The 19,769-nt window shown below is 67.9% G+C and carries 17 protein-coding genes; 11 read left to right on the top strand and 6 right to left on the bottom strand.

The window, feature by feature from the left end; translation table 11 throughout:
* The 3 genes from AB0L53_RS08215 to AB0L53_RS08205 all read right to left on the bottom strand — a co-directional run bounded on the left by AB0L53_RS08215 (position 1) and on the right by AB0L53_RS08205 (position 4,479).
* Positions 1-1,320 (bottom strand): glycosyltransferase 87 family protein, encoded by a 1,320-nt coding sequence (locus tag AB0L53_RS08215; RefSeq protein WP_363992062.1) that lies wholly within the window; start codon positions 1,318-1,320, stop codon positions 1-3.
* On the bottom strand, positions 1,317-3,860 hold the full coding sequence (locus tag AB0L53_RS08210) for a transglycosylase domain-containing protein (RefSeq protein WP_363992060.1): 2,544 nt from the start codon (positions 3,858-3,860) through the stop codon (positions 1,317-1,319). The genes AB0L53_RS08215 and AB0L53_RS08210 overlap by 4 nt, the downstream gene beginning before the upstream one ends.
* A 232-nt stretch (positions 3,861-4,092) precedes the next feature.
* The gene (locus AB0L53_RS08205) at positions 4,093-4,479 is read right to left on the bottom strand and encodes a DUF5318 family protein (protein ID WP_363992058.1); all 387 of its coding nucleotides are present in this window, start codon (positions 4,477-4,479) and stop codon (positions 4,093-4,095) included.
* A gap of 133 nt (positions 4,480-4,612) precedes the next feature.
* Here AB0L53_RS08205 and AB0L53_RS08200 point away from each other — a divergent pair, with 133 nt between their 5' ends.
* Together AB0L53_RS08200 and AB0L53_RS08195 are read left to right on the top strand one after the other, a co-directional pair.
* On the top strand, positions 4,613-5,194 hold the full coding sequence (locus AB0L53_RS08200) for a PadR family transcriptional regulator (RefSeq protein ID WP_357655325.1): 582 nt from the start codon (positions 4,613-4,615) through the stop codon (positions 5,192-5,194).
* Between the two features lie 13 nt (positions 5,195-5,207).
* Positions 5,208-6,287 (top strand): inositol-3-phosphate synthase, encoded by a 1,080-nt coding sequence (locus AB0L53_RS08195; RefSeq protein ID WP_363992056.1) that lies wholly within the window; start codon positions 5,208-5,210, stop codon positions 6,285-6,287.
* A gap of 55 nt (positions 6,288-6,342) precedes the next feature.
* Here AB0L53_RS08195 and idi read toward each other — a convergent pair whose 3' ends face one another.
* Positions 6,343-6,945, bottom strand: coding sequence for an isopentenyl-diphosphate Delta-isomerase (gene idi / locus AB0L53_RS08190; RefSeq protein ID WP_363992054.1), 603 nt, complete (start codon positions 6,943-6,945; stop codon positions 6,343-6,345).
* Between the two features lie 91 nt (positions 6,946-7,036).
* Here idi and AB0L53_RS08185 point away from each other — a divergent pair, with 91 nt between their 5' ends.
* Positions 7,037-8,326 (top strand): MFS transporter, encoded by a 1,290-nt coding sequence (locus tag AB0L53_RS08185; protein WP_363992053.1) that lies wholly within the window; start codon positions 7,037-7,039, stop codon positions 8,324-8,326.
* 36 nt (positions 8,327-8,362) lie between these two features.
* Here AB0L53_RS08185 and AB0L53_RS08180 read toward each other — a convergent pair whose 3' ends face one another.
* A complete protein-coding gene (locus tag AB0L53_RS08180) occupies positions 8,363-9,784 on the bottom strand; it encodes a CCA tRNA nucleotidyltransferase (protein ID WP_358534830.1) in 1,422 nt (473 codons plus the stop codon).
* Between the two features lie 149 nt (positions 9,785-9,933).
* Here AB0L53_RS08180 and AB0L53_RS08175 point away from each other — a divergent pair, with 149 nt between their 5' ends.
* The 8 genes from AB0L53_RS08175 (at position 9,934) to trxA (ending at position 18,848) form a co-directional block, all read left to right on the top strand.
* Positions 9,934-10,458 carry a YbaK/EbsC family protein gene (locus AB0L53_RS08175; protein WP_363992051.1) on the top strand — a complete coding sequence of 175 codons (525 nt, stop codon included), beginning with the start codon at positions 9,934-9,936 and terminating at the stop codon, positions 10,456-10,458.
* Between the two features lie 47 nt (positions 10,459-10,505).
* The gene (locus tag AB0L53_RS08170) at positions 10,506-12,629 is read left to right on the top strand and encodes a DUF6049 family protein (protein ID WP_363992049.1); all 2,124 of its coding nucleotides are present in this window, start codon (positions 10,506-10,508) and stop codon (positions 12,627-12,629) included.
* On the top strand, positions 12,626-14,239 hold the full coding sequence (murJ, locus tag AB0L53_RS08165) for a murein biosynthesis integral membrane protein MurJ (protein ID WP_363992047.1): 1,614 nt from the start codon (positions 12,626-12,628) through the stop codon (positions 14,237-14,239). The genes AB0L53_RS08170 and murJ overlap by 4 nt, the downstream gene beginning before the upstream one ends.
* Positions 14,240-14,405: 166 nt before the next feature.
* Positions 14,406-15,920, top strand: a complete 1,515-nt coding sequence (locus tag AB0L53_RS08160) for a protein kinase family protein (protein ID WP_363992045.1) — start codon at positions 14,406-14,408, stop codon at positions 15,918-15,920.
* A gap of 16 nt (positions 15,921-15,936) precedes the next feature.
* Positions 15,937-16,572, top strand: coding sequence for an RNA polymerase sigma factor SigM (sigM, locus tag AB0L53_RS08155; RefSeq protein WP_357938144.1), 636 nt, complete (start codon positions 15,937-15,939; stop codon positions 16,570-16,572).
* Positions 16,562-17,443, top strand: coding sequence for a zf-HC2 domain-containing protein (locus AB0L53_RS08150; protein ID WP_363992043.1), 882 nt, complete (start codon positions 16,562-16,564; stop codon positions 17,441-17,443). Before sigM ends, AB0L53_RS08150 begins: the two co-directional genes overlap by 11 nt.
* A 147-nt stretch (positions 17,444-17,590) precedes the next feature.
* Entirely contained in the window at positions 17,591-18,523 is a 933-nt protein-coding gene (gene trxB / locus AB0L53_RS08145) for a thioredoxin-disulfide reductase (protein ID WP_363992803.1), read from the top strand.
* 10 nt (positions 18,524-18,533) lie between these two features.
* On the top strand, positions 18,534-18,848 hold the full coding sequence (gene trxA, locus AB0L53_RS08140) for a thioredoxin (RefSeq protein ID WP_225300927.1): 315 nt from the start codon (positions 18,534-18,536) through the stop codon (positions 18,846-18,848).
* A gap of 91 nt (positions 18,849-18,939) precedes the next feature.
* Here trxA and AB0L53_RS08135 read toward each other — a convergent pair whose 3' ends face one another.
* Positions 18,940-19,557, bottom strand: coding sequence for a GNAT family N-acetyltransferase (locus tag AB0L53_RS08135; protein ID WP_358534358.1), 618 nt, complete (start codon positions 19,555-19,557; stop codon positions 18,940-18,942).
* Positions 19,558-19,769: the final 212 nt, after the last annotated feature.

Below are 19,769 nucleotides of genomic sequence, written 5' to 3'. Positions count from 1 at the left end.
CTAGGCCGGGCGCAGGGTGAACCGGTCCGGGGCCCCGTCGAAGACGCCGCCGGCCTGGTCGTCGATGCCGGTCTGCCGGATGACGTCCTTGTCGGGACGCAGGATGTCACGGACCACGAAGGCCATCATGATGGCGATCGTGAGAACCCGTCCCCATACGGCGGTGAAGTAGGTGTTGTCGCCAATGCCCAGGTCGGGACGGCTGACCGGAGACTGGGAGAGCAGATAGAGCCAGATCGCGCAGAAATACCAGATCTCGGCGACCTGCCAGAGCGCGATCGGCTTCCAGTTGGGCCTGGCCAGCACCGCGAAGGGCACCAGCCACAGGACGAACTGCGGCGACCACACCTTGTTCGTCATCATGAACGCGGCCAGCGCGAGGAAGCAGATCTGCGCCAGCCTCGGCCGGCGCGGCGCCATCAGCGTGAGGGCCGCGATGCCCAGGCACAGCAGACCCAGCGAGACCATCCCCAGGCGGCTGACGTCGGTGTCACCCAGGATCGGCCAGCCCTTGTTCTGGAAGAACAGCCAGGGCGAGCCCCAGTCGACGCCGCGTTCCTCGGAGAAGACGTAGAACCGGCGCCAGCCGTCCCAGGCCAGCACCATGAACGGCACGTTGACCACCAGCCACGACCCGGCGGTCGCGCCCATCGTGACGAGGAACGGCCGCCATCGCGCGGTGCGCATGGTGAGCAGCAGGAGCGCGCCGACGAACATGATCGGGTAGAACTTCGTCGCGATCGCCAGGCCGAGCAGCACGCCGGCCAGCACCTGCCGCTGCCGGGCCCAGGCCAGCAGCATGCCCATCGACAGCGCGCCCGCGACCAGGTCCCAGTTGATGTAGGCGGCCAGGACGATCGACGGGGCGAGCGCGTACCAGAGCGCGTCCCACCGCCTGGTCGGTCCCGCCACCGCCGCCATCAGCAGCACGCCGGCCACCAGGCAGACGCCGAGCAGGATGACGGTGATGTCGTAGAACCTGACCGCCTGGGCGACCACGTCGCGCTCCAGCCAGCGGGCGATCCAGCTGATCACCTGCATGACCTCGCCGAGGACCACCGGGTATTCGACGTGCTTGTCGAAGGGCACGTCGGCGAAGTAGGGGTTCTGCGTCGCCAGCTGCCGGTCGAAGTAGAGCGGGTAGATATCGGTGTAGCAGAAGTTCGTGTACGTCGAGACCTGGTCGTTCCACCCGCCCGTGCGGCAGGGCAGCCGCACGATGTAGGCGAGCGTGGCCCCCAGGGCCGCGAACAACCCCAGGGGAAGGTACGGCACGGCCCGGTTCATGAGCGGTGGGCGGACCTCGGTGCTCGACTTCACCAGTCCTCGCGCCTGCTCGGCATCGGTCCGGGAACGATGACCGGGTTGGACCCCTGGCTCTGGCGGCCCCGCCCGTCGAAACCGCCGCCGTCGTCCTGCGGCTCGCCGTTCTGGTTGGGGTCGACCGTGATGATCTGGTCGGGGTCGTCGCCGTTGCACGGCGGGACGACGCCGCAGTTGGCGTTGGGGTCCTCGAGCGACGGGTCCTCGGTGGCCTTCGGCGTGGGCGTCGGGCTCGGCACGATGTTCTCCGGCTGCCCGATGTCGGCCCTGGTGGGGAACTGCTCGACCTGCTTGTTCTGGAGTGCGGCGGTCATGAACGCGCGCCAGATCGTCGTGGGCGTGTCCGCACCCTCGAAGCCCAGCGAGGTCTCCTTCGCCGTGGTGTACGGATTGTTGAGGTTGTATTTCTTGTGCGGCTTGCCCCCCGGTGTGGTGGGGCAGTTTGAATTGATGGGCTGGACGATCCGGCCCTTCTTCGTCCTGCACACCTCGCGGTACATCCCTACCGCCGTGGAAAGCTGCGGGGTGTAACCGACGAACCAGGCTTCTTTTTCCTCGTTGTTCGTGCCGGTCTTGCCCGCCGCCGGGCGGTTGCCCAGGCCCTTACCCATCGCGGTGCCGCTCCGCAGCACCTCCTGCATGGCGACCGTCGCGTCGGCGGCGGCCTCAGGGCTGATCACGTTCTTGGAGGGCTTCTGCTCGGGGTAGGCGACCTGCTTGTTCAGCTTGATCTCCTTCACCACGTGATATTTGGTGTACCTGCCGGCGTTGGCGAAGATCGAGTATCCGGCCGCCTGCTCCACGGCCGTGACCGGTGCGCTACCGATGGCGAACCCGTAGCCGTGGTCCTTGACGTCCTGCTCCATGCGCCGCTCGCTGAACCCGGCCGCCTCGACGAGGCTCTTGACGTCGTTGATCCTGTCGGGCAGCGCATACGCCATAGACACGTAGGCGGTGTTGACGGACTGCGCCGTGGCCTTGACCACGTCGATCGAGGCACCCACGTTGTGGCTGTTCTTGAAACCGCCGGGCTGCTGCCCCGGCAGTTCTTTCGGCACCGTGACGCTGCCCGGCACGTAGCTGTTGATCGAGTATCCGGCCTTCAGCCACGCGGCCAGCACGTAGGGCTTGAACGCGGAGGCGGCCTGCTTGGCCGAGTCGAAGGGCTCGTTCCACGGGTCCTTGAGGTAGTCAGTACCTCCGTAGAAGGCCACCACGCGGCCGTTCCTGGGGTCGACGGCGGCGAGACTGGTGTGGAACTCCTTCGACATACCCCTCGTCGACTCCTGCACCGCGGTCTTGGCGGCCTGCATGAGCCTCTTGTCGAAGGTGGTGACGATCTCATAGCCGCTGCTCTTGATGGCCTCCTCGGTGATGCCACGCGCCGCGAGTTCCCGAGTGACCGCCTCGAGCATGTAGCCGTTGAGATCCGCGTAGGCGCTGTCCGTGTTGGACTTTTTGATCTTGGGCCACTCCGCCGTCTTCGCTTCCGCGGCGTATTTGTCCGGCCACTGCTTGGCCATGTAGTCCAGGACGGTCTTCCAGCGGTATTTGAGCGCGGGGTCCTCGGAGCCCCAACTCGGCGTCTGGATGTGCGCGGCCAGGTAGGCCGCCTCCGACAGGGTGAGGTTCGAGGCATGCTTCTTCGGGCCGAAATACGCCTGGGCTGCCGCCTCGACGCCGTAGGCCCGGCCGAAGTTGACGGTGTTGAGGTAGGTCTGGAGGATGTCGTCTTTGGACTTCGTCTGGTTGATCTTGACCGCGATGAAGATCTCGCTGACCTTGCGCTTGATCGAGACTTCCGAGCTGAGGCCGCCGTAGTAACCGCGGGCCATCTGCTGGGTGATCGTCGAGGCGCCCTGCAACTGCTGGCCCGTCGCGGTCATCCACAGCGAGCGGGCCATGCCGGAGATGGAGATGCCGGAGTCCTCGTAGAACGTGTCGTTCTCGATGGCCACCGTGGCGTCCTTGAGCTTCTGGGACATCTGGTCGATCTTGATGATCTTCCGGGGCGTGCCGAGCTTGGCGATGACCGTCTTGCCGTCTGAGTAGTAGACGGTGCTGCCCTGTGCGGTCGCCCCGGCCTGCGTGTTGTTCTCGTCGGGCACCGGGGTGTTGGCGTAGGCCACCGCGATCATGCCGAAGATGCCGGCCGCGAGGACCGTCATCGAGGCCATGACGATCTTCCAGCTGGGGATGAAGCGGCGCCACTTCGGCCGCTCATCCTTGGGCCGCTCAGGGCCCTCAGGACCGCCGGGGCCGCCCGGCCCTTGGGGTCCGCCGGAGCCGCGCCCGCGCGCCCGCCTGGGCGCGTCGCTGATCATGGTCTCCTGGTTGCTGCGGGCGCGGGTGTCGTATTCACCTTCGCCGCGCGAACGCGAACCCTCACGGCTGCCCTGGCGCCGCCCCGGCTCGCGCGGCGCGCCCTCGCGCCGCCCCGGCTGGCGGGGGCCGGGACCGCCCGGACCCGGCTGCTGCTGGGGGCCTGGTTGCGGCATGCCCGGCTGCTGGGGGCCCGCGTATGGCTGGGCGGCCATCGCGCCGGTCTGCTCGTACGCGGCTTCCGGCCGACGCTGAGGCTGTGCCGCCCCCCAGCCTGCTTCGCCGGTTTGCGGCGAATTGTCTTGGGGCACAGAACGGGATGAGTTGGAGCGACGGCGCCTTCCAGGCCGGCCCGTCCCCTCATTGCTGCTGTTACTCACACGTCCTCACAACGTCGTCGGATAGCACGGCGGATGGGCGTGGGGCTCCTTCGCCGTCCTCGGTCTTCTACGGTCGCCCGACGCGGTCCGGCGGTCCGTTGCCGAGGACGAACGACACCGTCAGGTGGTTCCAGGAACAACCTTGGCAGACCTCGACGACGTACACCCGGAACTCATCGTAATCATGGGCCATATCGGCGAGTTCCGACGCGACCTTTGCCTCACCGGCATGGCGCCCCGGGGAATCCCCGGAGACGTAGGTCACGCTGGTGACGTTCTCCCCCTCGCACACCGGGCAGAGGTGTTCGGTCGGTTCGCCGAAGTGGCGCGCCGCGCGAAGGAGGTATGGCTGTGAGTCACGAAAATCCCCAGGCGACCTACGCCTGGGGTGCGGGAAGTCGACCACCGCCCGCTTGGCAAGGCCGTAGTCCACCACCTTTCCCTGTGACCACATGAGCGCCAGACTACGGCGTTTTGCTGAATCCTCCCAACGCCTTGGCAAAGTCGTTAATTGCGGCGATATAGCGGCGCGACGTATCATCGGGATGTATCGGCTCGATACATCGACGTGAGAGGGGGCGGTTCCAGTGGCCAGCGGACAGGGCAGAGTGCTGGAGCTGGCCGTGCTCGGGTCGCTGCACGAGACGCCGCTACACGGCTATGAGCTGCGCAAACGGCTCAATGCCTTGCTGGGTATGTTCCGCGCCTTCTCCTACGGGTCGCTCTACCCCTGTCTGCGCTCGCTGCTCGAACAGGGCCTCATCGTGGAGGAGCAGCCGGCGCCCGCCGCGATCGTCGGGGGCCGGTCGAAGATCGTCTACAAGCTGACCGCGGAGGGCAAGGAACGGCTCCAGGACCTGCTGACGCAGGCAGGGCCGTCCGCGTGGGAGGACGAGAGTTTCGGCGTCCACTTCGCGTTCTTCAGGCATACGGAGGCGGAGGTGAGACTGCGGATCCTCGAAGGCCGCCGCAGCCGCCTGGAGGAACGCCTCGACAGCGTGCGCACCGCCCTGGCCCGCACCAGGGAGCGCCTCGACAGCTACACGCTCGAACTGCAACGTCACGGGCTCGAATCGGTCGAACGCGAGGTGCGGTGGCTGAACGAGCTGATCGCGACAGAGAGACGGGGCTCCTCTGAGGAGAACCCCGAGAGATCAACTGATGAGTAAGGGAGCGAGTGCGATGGGTTCGGTTCGCGTGGCCATTGTCGGTGTTGGCAACTGCGCGGCGTCACTGGTTCAGGGCGTTCACTATTACAAGGACGCCGACCCGGCCACACGGGTGCCGGGCCTGATGCACGTGAAGTTCGGCGACTATCACGTGGGCGACGTCGAGTTCGTCGCCGCGTTCGACGTCGACGCCAAGAAGGTCGGCCGCGACCTGTCCGAGGCGATCGGCGCCAGCGAGAACAACACGATCAAGTTCGCGGACGTGCCGCCCACCGGGGTGATCGTCCAGCGCGGCCATACCTTCGACGGACTTGGCGAGTACTACCGCGAGATCATCGAAGAGTCCGACGAGTCGCCGGTCGACGTCGTCCAGGCGCTCCGCGAGAGCCAGGTGGACGTCCTGGTGTCCTACCTCCCGGTGGGCTCCGAGGCGGCCGACCGGTTTTACGCCCAGTGCGCGCTGGACGCCAAGGTGGCGTTCGTCAACGCGCTGCCGGTGTTCATCGCCTCCGACCCGGAATGGGCGGAGAAGTTCACCGCGGCCGGTGTGCCGATCGTCGGCGACGACATCAAGTCGCAGGTCGGCGCCACCATCACGCACCGCGTGCTGGCCAAGCTGTTCGAGGACCGCGGGGTCGAGCTGCTGCGCACGTACCAGCTCAACGTCGGCGGCAACATGGACTTCATGAACATGCTGGAGCGCAAGCGCCTCCAGTCGAAGAAGATCTCCAAGACGCAGTCGGTCACCTCGCAGATCCCGCACGAGATGGCCAAGGCCGACGTGCACATCGGCCCGTCGGACCACGTGCCGTGGCTCGACGACCGGAAGCTGGCCTTCGTCCGGCTGGAGGGGCGCTCGTTCGGCGACACGCCGCTCACCTTGGAGTACAAGCTGGAGGTGTGGGACTCGCCCAACTCGGCGGGGATCATCATCGACGCCGTGCGCGCCGCCAAGATCGCCCTCGACCGGGGGATCGCGGGGCCGATCCTGAGCGCGTCCTCCTACTTCATGAAGTCGCCGCCGGTCCAATACTCCGACGACGACGCGCGCGACTACGTCGAGAAGTTCATCCGCGGCGAAGTGGACAGATAGGTCCGTGGTCCGGCGCCGTGCACTCCGCGCGGCGCCCCACAAAGCCCACAAAGCCTCACAAAGCGGTACGGGCGGCGCTTCGGGCGGCAGGAGGCAGCTCCTCCGCCGAGGCCGGGCGCCAGTCCAGGGGGTTGGTGCCCAGTTCGTTCAGCATGGGGACCTGTTCGCGGCACCACGGGCTGATCGCCAGCAGGGTGCTCAGAACTCCGTCCGCGAACTCCTTCCAGGGCATCCACCGGATTTCGTCAACCTCGTCCGGGTTCGGGATGGCGGAGGCGTCGACCGTGACGCGGTAGACGGGGCAGAGTTCGTGTTCGACGATGCCGTTGGGCATGACCGCGCGATACGTGAACGCCGGCAGCATGAGATCCGCCCGGTCCACCGTCAGACCGAGCTCGTAGGACAGCCTGCGGATGACCGCGTGGTCCAGCGGCTCGCCGGGTAGCGGGTGGCCGCAGCAGCTGTTGGTCCACACGCCCGGCCAGGTCAGTTTGCCCGCGGCGCGCCTGGTGAGCAGGACGCGGCTGTCCTCGTCGAAGACGTAACTGGAGAACGCCAGGTGGAGCGGGGTCTCCTGGCCGTGCACCGAGCTCTTGGGAGCGGTGCCGATCGCGTTGCCGTCGCCGTCGACCAACACCACGTGTTCTTCCTTCGTCACGCTACGAAGCGTACGTGATCATGTTGGCCACTGGCGACGAATGACTGCCTGCTGTACCAACCTGTGAATCGGGCGGAAGTAGGCTGACTGCGTGTCATTCGTCGCCGATCTTCGCGTGGTCCTGAAGGGCAGGGACTTCCGACGGCTGTTCGCCACCCGGCTGGTCTCCCAGTTCTCCGACGGGGTCTTCCAGTTCGCCGTGGTCGGGTTCGCCTTCTTCAGTCCGGAGACGCAGACCACGGCTCTGCAGGTGGCGGCCGGGCTGGCCGTGCTGCTGCTGCCGTACAGCATTCTCGGCCCGTTCGTCGGCGTCTTCATCGACCGCTGGTCGCGGCGGCAGATCCTCGTCGTCGCGCCGATCGTGCGCGGCGCGCTGTTGGTCGTGGCGGCGGCGCTGGTCGCCGCCGACGTGCCTGACACGGTCTTCTACGCGGCCGCGCTCGGCGTGCTCGCGGCCAACCGGTTCTTCCTGGCCGCCCTCGGCGCGTCGCTGCCGCACGTGGTGCCGGAAGATCGGCTGATGGCCGCCAACGCGGTCACGCCCACCTCGGGCACGGTTTTCACCTTCCTCGGCGCCGGGGTGGGGTTCCTGCTGCGTGAGCTGTTCGGCAGCGGCGACTTCGGCGTGGCGCTGCTGCTCGTCGTCTCGGGCGTGGTCGCCGGGATGAGCGCGCTGATCGCCCGCACGATGGAGCGCTCGCTGCTCGGCCCCTCCTTCGACCCAGAGCGGCCGCAGGCCCGCCAGGCCGTACGCAACGTGCTCATCGGCCTCGTCGACGGCGCCAAGCACCTGGTGAGCCACCGCACGGCCGCCGCCACGATGGGTGCGATGGCGACACACCGGTTCATGTACGGCATGGCGACCGCGCTCGGCATCATCCTCTACCGCTACTACTTCTCCGGCGGCGACTCCGAAGTGGCGCTGCGTGGGCTCAGCCTGGTCGTAGCCACCTCGGGTGTCGGTTTCTTCCTCGCGGTGATCGTCACTCCGTGGGCCACCGCGCGGTTCACGATCGAGCGGTGGGTGCCGATCGCGCTGGTCGTGGCCGGCGTGCTCACGGCGGTGCTGGTCGTGCCGTTCCAGACGTGGAGCCTGCCGATCGCCGGGTTCGTGCTCGGCATCGCCGGGCAGAGCGTCAAGATCTGCGCCGACGTCACGGTCCAGCGCGACGTGGAGGACGTCTACCTGGGCCGGGCCTTCTCGATCTACGACATGCTGTTCAACGGCATGTACGTGCTGGCGGCCGCCCTGTCCGCGGCGATCCTGCCCGCCAACGGCAAGTCCTACGCGGCCGTGGTGATCGTGACGGCCGGCTACCTGGCGGGCGCCCTGATCTACCGGATGATCATCCCGACGCCGCGCGCCACGGCCTCACGCTGATCATCCGGGGCGCCGCGCCACTGCCTTCTGCTGAGATCAAGCCGGCGCCGTGTCGCCGGCCGGTGACGCACCGCTCTCCCGCGCCCACTCCAGCAGCGCCTCGGTGGCCGTTTCCTTGCCGACCATCCCCTTGTCCAGGCGGAGCTCCAGCAGGAATTTGTACGCCCGCCCGACGATCGGGCCGGGACCGACGCCGAGGATCCGCTGGATCTCGTTGCCGTCGAGCTCCGGGCGGATCTTGGCCAGCTCCTCCTCGTCGGCCAGCCGGGCGATGCGCTCCTCTAGCTGGTCGTACGTACGCGACAGTGTGGCCGCCTTGCGCTTGTTGCGCGTCGTGCAGTCGGCCCTGGTCAGCTTGTGGAGCCGGTCGAGCAGGTGACCGGCGTCGCGCACGTAGCGGCGCACCGCGCTGTCGGTCCACTCGCCCGTGCCGTAGCCGTGGAAGCGCAGGTGCAGCTCCACCAGCTGCGACACGTCGGCCACCACGTCCTTGGGGAACTTGAGCTCGGTCATGCGCTTCTTGGCCATCTGCGCCCCCACCACCTCGTGGTGATGGAAGGAAACCCGGCCGCCCGCCTCGTGCCGCCGCGTCTTGGGCTTGCCGATGTCGTGCAGCAGCGCGGCCCAGCGCAGGATCCGGTCGGGCTTGCCGTCGTCCTCCTGGGCGATGGCCTGGTCGAGGACGGTCAGCGTGTGCTCGTAGACGTCCTTGTGCCGGTGGTGCTCGTCGATCTCCAGGCGCAGCTTGGGCAGTTCGGGCAGCACGTGCGCGGCCAGCCCGGTCTCGACCAGCAGGCGCAGGCCCTCTCGCGGGTAGGTGCCGCAGGTCAGCTTGTCGAGCTCGTCACGGATGCGCTCGGCCGAGACGATCTCGATGCGCTCCGCCATGTCGGTCATCGCCGCGAGGGCCTTGGCGTCGACCGTGAAGCCGAGCTGCGAGGCGAACCTGGCGGCGCGCAGCATGCGCAGCGGGTCGTCGTCGAAGGACTGCTCGGGCGTGCCCGGTGTGCGCAGCAGCTTGGCCGACAGGTCGGTCAGGCCGCCGTAGGGGTCGACGAACTCGTGCCCCGGCAGCCGCACGGCCATCGCGTTGACCGCGAAGTCGCGCCGCTCCAGGTCGGCCTCCAGCGTCTCGCCGTACATGACCTCCGGCTTGCGGGACTTGGGGTCGTACGACTCGCTGCGGTAGGTGGTGATCTCCAGCAGCGAGCCGCCCTTCCGCACGCCGACCGTGCCGAAGTCGATGCCGATCGTCCAGACCGAATCAGCCCAATCACGGACCATTTCCAGGACCCGTTCGGGCCGGGCATCGGTGGTGAGGTCGAGATCGTTGCCCACGCGGCCGAGCAGGATGTCGCGCACCGGGCCGCCGACGAGGGCCAGCTCGTGCCCATGCGCGGCGAACAACCGGCCGAGCTCGTCGGCCACCGGAGCGATCTTACGGAACAGGTCGGTCATGGCCCGCTGCTGGCTTTCGGTCAGATTTGAGTCGGACAAGCTGGGTAGGTCCTTTGATTCCGGAACATATCCCCCGAGCAATATCCAGTCGGGGTTACCGTCGGTCAGGGGACCGTCGGGGGCCATGGAACCAGGCCAGGAGGTCTTCTATGAAGGACGCCCTCGCGATCCACCGCTGGCTCCTCGCACACCAGGTCCATCATGAGATCGTACGCCTTCCGCGCCCCATGACTTGCGTGGACGAGTTGCCCGAGGCGGTCTCCGCCGCGCCCGGGCGGTGCGTGGCGGTCACGGTGTTCGAGGTCGCCACGAGAATCGGCCGCGAGGTCGTCGTCGCCGTCGTCTCCGCTATCTCGGACCCACCGCAGGCCGGGGCCGTCTGCGGCGCGCTCGGCGTGCGGCAGGTACGCCTCGCCCCCGACTTTCTGGTCAATTCCGCCACCGACTACGCGGCCGGGCTTGTCAGCCCGTTGCTGCTGCCCGAGGGCCTGGCCGTGGCGGTGGACGACCGCCTCCGCGCCGATGCCGACGCGATCTTCACGGCCACCGGGGAACGCCACACGGCCCTCTCCATGCGCGCCCTTGACCTGCTGACACTCCTGCCCGGCAAGACCGTGAACCTCCGGATCCCGAGGCCCAGAGGATCCCGTCAGGCGGTCGCGATACGGCACTGAGCCCGTACCATTGCGGGCGTGCGTCGTACTCCAGCTCGGGCGGACGCGTGATCCGTAAGGTCTCGCTCCTCGCCGTACTGTCCGCCGCGTTGCTCGCGCCCATGGCCGCGACGACGCCGAGTACTGCTGCCACGAAGACGCCGGGTGCGGCCGCCGGGAAGGCGAGCAGGCAGTCGATGGACGTGTCGATCACGTCCATCACGCCCGACACACCATCGAGCCTGACCACGCAGATCAAGATCGCCGGAGTGGTCCGCAACGACACGGCCGAAGCGATGACCAGCCTGCGGGTCCGGCTGCGTTACTCGGCGCAGAAGTTCACCGACCGGGCCATCATGTCCGCCTACCAGACCGACCAGAACCCGGCGACCCTGCCTTCTCAGGTCTCTACCCGCACACCCGTCTCCTTCATGGACATCCCGGCGCTGGAGGCGGGTGCCTCCAAGACCTTCGAGCTCCTCGCGACGCCCGTGCAGCTCGGGCTGCCGTCGTTCGGCGTCTATCCGATCGCCGTCGACGTGGCCCGGTTCGACGTGCCGATCGTCACGCAGCGCACCTACCTGACGTACGCGCCGCCGACGCCCCAGAAACTGCCGCGCAACCGGCTGGCCATCGCGCTGCCCATCATCGACCAGACGCATCGCGCCGAGAACGACAACTTCGTCGACGACAAGCTGGGCGCGCAGCTGACCGGCAAGGGCCGGCTCGCCGAGCTGGCCGGCATCGCCGCCACGGCGCCAAAGAGCGTCACCTGGTTCGTGGACCCCGCGCTCCTCGACGACGCGCAGGCTCTGTCCCGCAAGCACCGGCTCAAGTCCAAGGACCAGGCCGCCGACCCCAACGCCACGACGTGGCTCGACTCGCTGCGCACCGCGCTGGCCGACTCACCGGTCGTGGCCACGCCGTACGCCGATCCCGACGTCGCCGCGCTCGCCCACCAGGGCCTGGACGGCCAGACCGGCAAGGCGATCGAGATGGGCCGCCAGATCGCCACCGAGCTGCTCAAACGCGACGTGCCGCTGACCACGAACTGGCCGGTCGGAGGCGTGCTCGATCCCGACGCGCTCGACCTGCTCAACGTCGCCAAGGTCGACCGGGTCCTGCTCAACTCGACGAACCTGCCGCCACAGCCACCGGTCGCGTTCACGCCCGACGCCGTCACCACGCTCGACGCCGTCGAGGGGCCGGTCACCGCGCTGGTCGCCGACGCGGAGCTCACGCGCACCTTCGAACCCGACTCCAGCGCGCCGGGCTCGGTCTTCCTGAACAAGCAGCGCTTCATCGCCGAGACCGCGATGATCGCCGCCGAGCCTGGCCAGACCAATCCCCGGTCGCTGGTCATCGCACCCTCGCGCCGCTGGGACCCGAACCCGAAGCTGGTCAACAGCCTGCTCAAGACCGCGAACCGGCTGCCGTGGCTGACGCTGACCCAGCTCGGCTTGCTCAAGCCGAGCAAGGCGTCCGTGCCCAGGGCCGCGCTCACCTACACCGACCAGGACCGCAAGGACGAGCTCAGCGCCAAGTACCTCGGCCCGCTCAAGAAAGTGGCCGAGAAGGCACAGCTCACCGCCCTGATCGCGGACGAGCCCAAGCTGCACTCCGACTTCGACGCCGCGGTGCTCAGGCTGGCCTCCTCGTCCTGGCGCAACAACACGCGCGCGGGCCGCGCCGCCACCAAGCTGGTCGAGGGGGCCGTCCAGGCCCAGACGAACAAGATCTCGATCACCGGGGCCGACCCCGACCGGCCGCGCACGCTGGCCGGGAGCAACGGCCAGGTGCCCATCAGCGTGAAGAATTCGATCGGTGAGACGGTCGCCCTCTACATCGACGTCAAGAGCAACAACCCCGGGCTCCTCCAGATCGACACCACGCAATCCAAGAAGCTGCTGACGATCCCCAATGATCAGAACGGCGGCGTCCAGGTGCCGATGAACGCGACGACCAGCGGTGACGCCACGGTGAGCGTCCAGCTGATGACCAGGAACGGTCTGCCGTACGGCAAGCCCGTTAAGCTGACGATCCGCACCACCGGCTACACGGGGATCGCCCTGGTCATCGTCGGGGCGGCGCTGGCGGTCATGCTCGCCGCGGTCGTGACACGGGTGCTACGGCGCAGATCGCAGCGACGGCTCGCTCGGGCCGCCAAGAGCCGGGAGAGTGAGACCGTATGAGCCGCATGTTGCGGGCCAGCGCCATCATGGCGGCGGGCACGATGGTGTCCAGGGTCACGGGGTTCGTGCGGACGATGGTGCTCGCCTCCGCGATCGGCACCTTCGCCATGGGTGACGCCTACAACGCCGCGTACGCGATTCCGTACAGCATTCTCGACCTGCTGCTGCTCGGCGTGCTCAGCAGCGTCGTGGTGCCGATGATCGTCAAGGCGCAGCAGCGCGACTACGACGGCGGCCGGGCGTACGAGCAGCGCCTCATGACGCTGGCCACGGCCGCGCTGCTGGTCGTCGCCGTGCTCGCCGTGCTGGCGGCCCCGCTGCTCATCGACCTCTACACCACCGACTGGCTGCCCGGCAGCCGCAAGTTCGAGGTCGCGGTGCTGCTCGCCAGGTTCATCCTGCCGCAGCTGGCCTTCTTCGGCGTCGGCGCGGTCGCCGGGGCCATTCTCAACACGCGTGACCGCTACGCGGCCCCCATGTGGGCGCCGGTGATCAACAACCTCGTGGTCATCTGTGTGCTCGTGCTCTACATGGTGGTGGCCGGCAAGACGGGCGGCGACATCGCCCTGGTCACCGACGGCCAGATCGCGCTGCTCGGCCTGGGCACCACGGCGGGCATCGTGGCCCAGGCCGCCGTGCTGATCGTCGCGCTCAAGCGGATCGGGTTCTCCTTCGTCCCGCGCTTCGACGTGCGCAACGCGCGGCTCGGCGAGATGGGCCGGGCCGGGATCTGGACCATCGGCTATGTGGTGGTCACGCAGCTCGGCTTCATGCTGACGACCAACCTGTCCAGCGCGGCGGGCGACGCGGTGCTCGGACACGGCATCAGCCCGTACACCCTGGCCTTCCAGCTCTTCCAGCTGCCCTACGGCGTCATCGGCGTCTCGGTGATCACGGCCATGCTGCCCAGGATGAGCCGGGCGGTCGAAGCCGGGCAGCTCGACGAGGTCCGCTCCGAGTTCGGGTCGAGCGTGCGGCTGATCAGCTCGGTGATGGTCCCGGTGTCGCTGCTGCTGATGGTGCTCGGCCCGGCGATCACCGTGCCGTTGTACGCCCACGGCGTCAACTCGGCCGACGCGGCCGTCTACATCGGCAACGTGCTGCAGGTCTACGGCCTGGCGCTGGTGCCGTTCTCGATCTTCCAGTTGCTGCTGCGGGTCTTCTACAGCTTCGGCGACACCCGGACGCCCGTCTACGTCGGCGCGGCGACGACCGCGGTCAACGCGCTGCTGATGGTAGTCTTCAACGTCCTGCTGCCGGCTCGGTACACGGTGATGGGGTTGGCCTTCGCCTACGCCGTCGCCTACACGATCGGGGCCGGCGGGGCCTGGATTCTCGCCGCCCGCCGGGTCAAGGGGCTGGGCGGCTGGAAGATCGGGATGGCTCTGACGAGGATGTACCTGTCCGCACTGCCCGCGGCGGCACTGGCGCTGGTGGCCGTCTGGGCGGTTCAGGATGTGTTCGGCGGGCTCACCTTCCTCAACTCGGTGATCGCCTTGGCCGTGGGCGGCGGTCTGGGCATGCTGTTGTATCTGGGAGTCGCCCATCGCATGCGCATCCCGGAGATCAACTCGATCGTTGGGATGGTTGCCGGGCGGGTAGGCAGGTAAGGAACGCGGGTGGAACCGGCGCGGCACTAGCATGGTGCCGACACGGCGCGAATGGAAGCAGGAGGGGCGTGGGCGGATCCACCCGGCATAGCGCGCCTACGTGGTACACCCCCACGCAGGTGAGTCGAGTCATGAGCACCCCCGAGCGGCCGAGCGGAGTGAGTCAGTGAGCACGTCGTCGGTCGAACCCGGCACCCGTCTCGCCGAACGCTTCCGGCTGGAGGACCGGGTGACCGAGTCCGATGGAGCCACCCTGTGGAAAGCCATCGACGAGATCCTCGCCCGGCCCGTCGCGGTCCACACCTTCTCCCCTGACTTTCCCCGCGTCCACGAGGTGGTCACGGCCGCCCGCGCCGCCAGCAGACTCACCGATCCGCGCCTGACGCAGGTGTTCGACGCCGCCGAGCACGACGATCATTCGTACGTGGTCAGCGAGTGGGTCACCGGCGACACCCTGTCCGACCTGCTCGCGGCCGGGCCGCTGGAGCCGGAGCGGGCCGCCGGCCTGGTCGCCGAGGCCGCCGAGGCGCTGACCCACGCGCATGAGGCCGACCTCTATCACCTGTGCCTGCGCCCGGCGCACCTGGTGTGGACGACCGGCAACACGGTCAAGGTGCTCGGCGTCGCGGTCGACGCCGCTCTGTCCGGCCTCACCACCGACCAGCCCGCCCTCGACGACGCCGAGGGGCTGGGCCGCCTGCTGTACGCGGGGCTGTCCGGCCACTGGCCGGGCGACGAGGAGGAGGGCGGCCTGCCCACGGCGCCGATGATCGACGGGCACTTCTGCACGCCCCGCCAGGTCACCGCCGGGGTGCCCGGTTATCTCGACGCGGTCACCATCAGGTCCTGCCTGCCCGAGTCCCGCAAGGGGCAGGCCGCCCTGTCCAGCCCGTCCGAGATCGCCGACGCGCTGGCCAACGTGGCCCGGCCCATGCCGATCCCGATCGCCTATCCCCAGACGCCGGCGGTGCAGTCGGTCTCGCACTCCGAGGGCATCGAGACCGAGCGGCGCCCGCCGCGCCCATCGCTGCCGACGCAGCCCAGGCCCATGCCGCCCCGCGCACCCAGCGGCGGCAGCATGCTCAACCGGGTGCTGATGACCGTCGTGGTGCTGCTCGTCATCGCCGCGGTCGGCGTCGGGGCCTGGACGATCGGCCGCAGCCTGGGCAGCCCGAACTCCCCGCAGGCGGAGACCTCCCCGAGCACCTCGGCCTCCGCGTCGGCGCAGCCGATGGTCGTCGTGAAGCCGGAGAAGGCGACCGGCTTCGATCCGCTCGCCGACCGGGATGAGAAGAACGAGATGGCGCCGCTCGCCATCGACGGCAAGCCCAGCACGCTCTGGAAAACGGAGAACTACAACAGCGCCGACCTGGGCAACCTCAAGGCCGGGGTGGGTTTGCTGCTCGATATGGGCAAGAGCATGCCGATCGGCGACGTGGTGGCTACGCTGGCCGATGCATCGGGCGCGAGCGTCGAGCTGAAGGTCGGCGATTCGCCTGAGCTGGGCTCGCTGAAGACCGTCGCCAAGGAGAAGAACGGGTCCGGAAAGATCACCTTGAAGCCTGATCAAGCCGCAAGCGGCAGGTACGTTTTGATCTGGTTTACCCGTCTTCCGGCAGATGCGGGCAAGTTTCATGGCACCATCTATGAAGTAGTGGTGCATTCTCCCGGATCGGCATAACCCAGGAATCCCTCTTGTGAACTCCCCACCCGAGCCACCCTCCTCCGCGGAGCGGCCCGCCGTCACCGACGCCGAGCTGCTGACCGCGCACATCAACGGGGATCCTCACGCCTTCAGCGAGATCGTCAAGAGACACCGTGACCGCATGTGGGCCGTGGCCCTGCGCACGCTGGGCGATCCCGACGAAGCGGCCGACGCGGTGCAGGACGCCTTCGTCTCCGCCTACCGGAAGGCGAGCACGTTCCGCGGCGAGGCCGCGGTCACGACCTGGCTGCACCGGATCGTGGTGAACGCCTGCCTCGACCGGATGCGCCGCAAGTCCGTCAGACCGGTCGCCGATGACGAGCTCATCGAGGCCGCCGAGCGTGACACGCCGATGCCCGACCAGACGGGTGAGCGTGAGGTTTCGATGGAGGTTTCGGCCGCGCTGAAACTGCTTCCGACCGACCAGCGCGCCGCGCTGGTGCTCGTCGACATGATGGGCTATTCGGTCGAAGACGCAGCTCAGGTGCTTGAAGTGCCCAGCGGGACGGTGAAGAGCCGGTGCGCGCGGGGGCGCGCGAAACTTGCCCCAATTCTTTCGCATCTGCGGAACCGATCGGACCTCAGTCGCGTCTCATCCGCGAAGGGAGCAGAACTTCGTGACGGGTGATACGCACTACGATCTGGAAATCCTGGCCGAGTTGGCCGAGGGTCTCCTAGACGCTGGCACGGCCCGCCAGGTCCGCGAGCATCTCGCGGTATGCGACCCCTGTGGGGAGCTACTGGCCGACCTGGCAGCGGTTCGCGAGGTGCTCGCGGCGACTCCGACACCGGCCATGCCGATGGGAGTCGCACTGCGCATCGACAAGGCGCTGGCCGCCGAGGCGGGATCCGCGCGCGGGGGTGGTATCGGCCTGGCGGAACCCCCCAACTGGGATGAGCTCATGCGGGACTCCCCGTGGGAGCAATCCCCGCGGGAGCCGGAGCCGGTACGCCTCGGGGTGGTCTCCGACGACGGCACCATCGTCCCTGCCAAGCACACGGCCGCACGACGGCGCCGATGGGCGATGCCCGCGGTCGCCGCTGCTGCCGCGGCGGCTGTGGTGGGCACCGTGGTGCTCTCCACCAGCCTGCTCGCGGGCGGTGGTGGTGGCACCATCGCCAGTGGGAAGCAGTTGCAGACCGGTCAGGCGTCGTCGCCGCCGCCCAAGGCGGAGGTGCCGCGCAGGGCGTACGCGCTGACCGACAGCGGGCACAACTACAGCGAACAGGAGCTGCGGCAGCCGCTCGAAGGCATCTTCGGGCCCGCGCCCATAGCGGGTGGTGGTTCCTCGGAGATCGACGTGGTCGACAAGTGCGTCAGCCGGGTGGCCAACCGTACGAAGCTCAAGGTATTCGCGGTCGACCAGGGCCAGTTCAACGGGTCGGAGGCCATCATCATGACCTCCTGGAAGAACAAGGCGGCCAAGACGCTCCGCGTCGACATCGTCGATCCGTTCAACTGCAAGAGCCTGCGTAAGCCCATGGTGGGGCGCTGGTAGTTCGGTGATCCCTTAATTGCCCACGTCAGAGCCCGCTTCGGCGGGCTCTTTCGTTTTGGGCGTGCGTTGAGGACGGGGCCGGGAATCACGGCGGCCTAGGATCTGTTGAGGCGACAGGCAAGAGCAGACTAGGAAGGCGTGAGAGCGTTGAGCGACGTGCGTAACGTGATCATCATTGGATCCGGCCCCGCTGGATACACGGCGGCCGTCTACTCCGCGCGCGCCGAGCTCAAGCCGCTGGTCTTCGAGGGCTCGGTGACGGCGGGCGGCGCGCTGATGAACACCACCGATGTCGAGAACTTCCCCGGTTTCCCCGACGGCATCATGGGCCCCGATCTGATGGACAACCTGCGTAAGCAGGCCGAGCGGTTCGGCGCCGAGCTGGTCGCGGACGACGTACTCGAAGTGGACCTTGAGGCCAACCCCAAGGTGATCAAGACCCACAGCGAGACCTACTACGCCAAGTCGGTCATCCTGGCGATGGGCTCCGGCTACCGCGAGCTGGGCCTGCCCAACGAGAAGCGCCTGTCCGGGCGGGGCGTCTCCTGGTGTGCCACCTGTGACGGCTTCTTCTTCCGCAACAAGGACATCGTGGTCGTCGGCGGTGGTGACACCGCGATGGAAGAGGCCACGTTCCTGACCCGCTTCGGCCGCATGGTCACCGTCGTGCACCGCCGCGACGAACTGCGCGCCAGCAAGATCATGCAAGAGCGGGCGTTCGCGAACGACAAGATCCGCTTCATCTGGGACAGCGAGGTCGTCGACGTCCTCGGCGCCGACAAGGTCGAGGCCGTCAAGCTGCGCAACCTCAAGACCGGCGAGGAATGCGAGCTGGCCACCGACGCGCTGTTCCTGGCGATCGGCCACGACCCGCGCAGCGACCTGGTCAAGGGCCAGATCGACCTCGACGACGACGGCTACGTCAAGGTCGACGCGCCCAGCACGGCGACCAACATCGACGGCGTCTTCGCCGCGGGCGACGTCGTCGACCACATCTACCGGCAGGCCATCACCGCGGCCGGCACCGGCTGCTCGGCGTCACTCGACTCCGAGCGCTGGCTGGCCTCGAACGAAAACTAAGGAGCGCACCGTGAAGGCAGTAACCGACGCCACCTTCGAGGCTGAGGTCCTCAAGAGCGACAAGCCCGTGCTCGTTGACTTCTGGGCCGAGTGGTGCGGCCCATGCCGTCAGGTATCGCCCATCCTCGAGGAGATCGCCAAGGAGCACGGCGACAAGCTGGAGATCGTCAAGCTCAACATCGACGAGAACCCGGATGTCCCGCGCGACTACGGTGTGCTCCAGATCCCCACCCTGAACGTCTACAAGGGTGGAGAGGTCGTGAAGCAGATCATCGGCGCCAAGCCGAAGGCCATGCTGCTGCGCGAGCTCGAGGGCATCATCTGACGACGCCCGCAGCGTTTCAGTGAGAAGCCCCCTGGCGATGGTTCGCTCAGGGGGCTTCTGCCTGTTCGCCGTTGGCGTCCTTGAGAAGGCGTCAGACGGGGCGAAGGGCGCGTTCCGGGCTCATGGAGCCGAGTAGGCGCTCCAGGGCCACCTCGACGTCCTCGCGCCACGAGACGGCCGTCTTCAGCTCCAGCCGGAGCCGGGGGAAGCGCAGATGCGGGCGTACCGTCTTGAAGCCCACGGAAAGCAGATAGTCGGCCGGGACCACGCAGCTCGGCTCCTCCCACTTGAGGTCGCCGAACGCCTCGATGGCCTTCACGCCACGTCGTGTCAGGTCCTTGGCCACGCCTTGGATCAGCATCCGGCCCAGACCGCCGCCCGAGAACTCCGGAATGATGTGCGCGGTCATCAGCAGCACCGCGTCGGCGCTGACCGGCGAGGTGGGAAAGGCCACCGAGCGGGGGCTGTAGAGCGGCGGGCTGTAGATGACGAATCCGGCGGGCACCCCGTCGACGTACACGATCTTGCCGCAGCTGCCCCATTCGAGCAGCGTGCCGGAGATCCATGCCTCTTTCTCCAGCTCTGGACCACCGGAGTCGATCGCGCGCTCCCCGCTGACCGGGTCGAGCTCCCAAAAGACGCACCGCCGACAGCGGCGCGGCAGATCATCCAGATTGTCCAGGGTTATGTTGACCAGCCGACGCGACAACTACGGCCCCAATCGTTGACCCGGAAAAGCGCGCGAAAAACGCGTCCCCAGCTGGCATCGTAGCCCAGTGACGTCCCGCCATCGGGTACCACGACGGTCGAGCCCGGTCACAGCCGACATGTCCGACTGCCGTAATCTGGTAGTTCAGCGACAAATGACACCAAGGAGGTGGACCGTGACAGGAGAGCTGGATCACGGTCAGACGCCCGCGA

Source organism: Nonomuraea sp. NPDC052129 (assembly GCF_040680095.1).
GTDB lineage: Bacteria > Actinomycetota > Actinomycetes > Streptosporangiales > Streptosporangiaceae > Nonomuraea.
The sequence above is the reverse complement of the archived record's forward strand: the minus strand, read 5'-3'. Positions and strand labels throughout refer to the sequence as shown.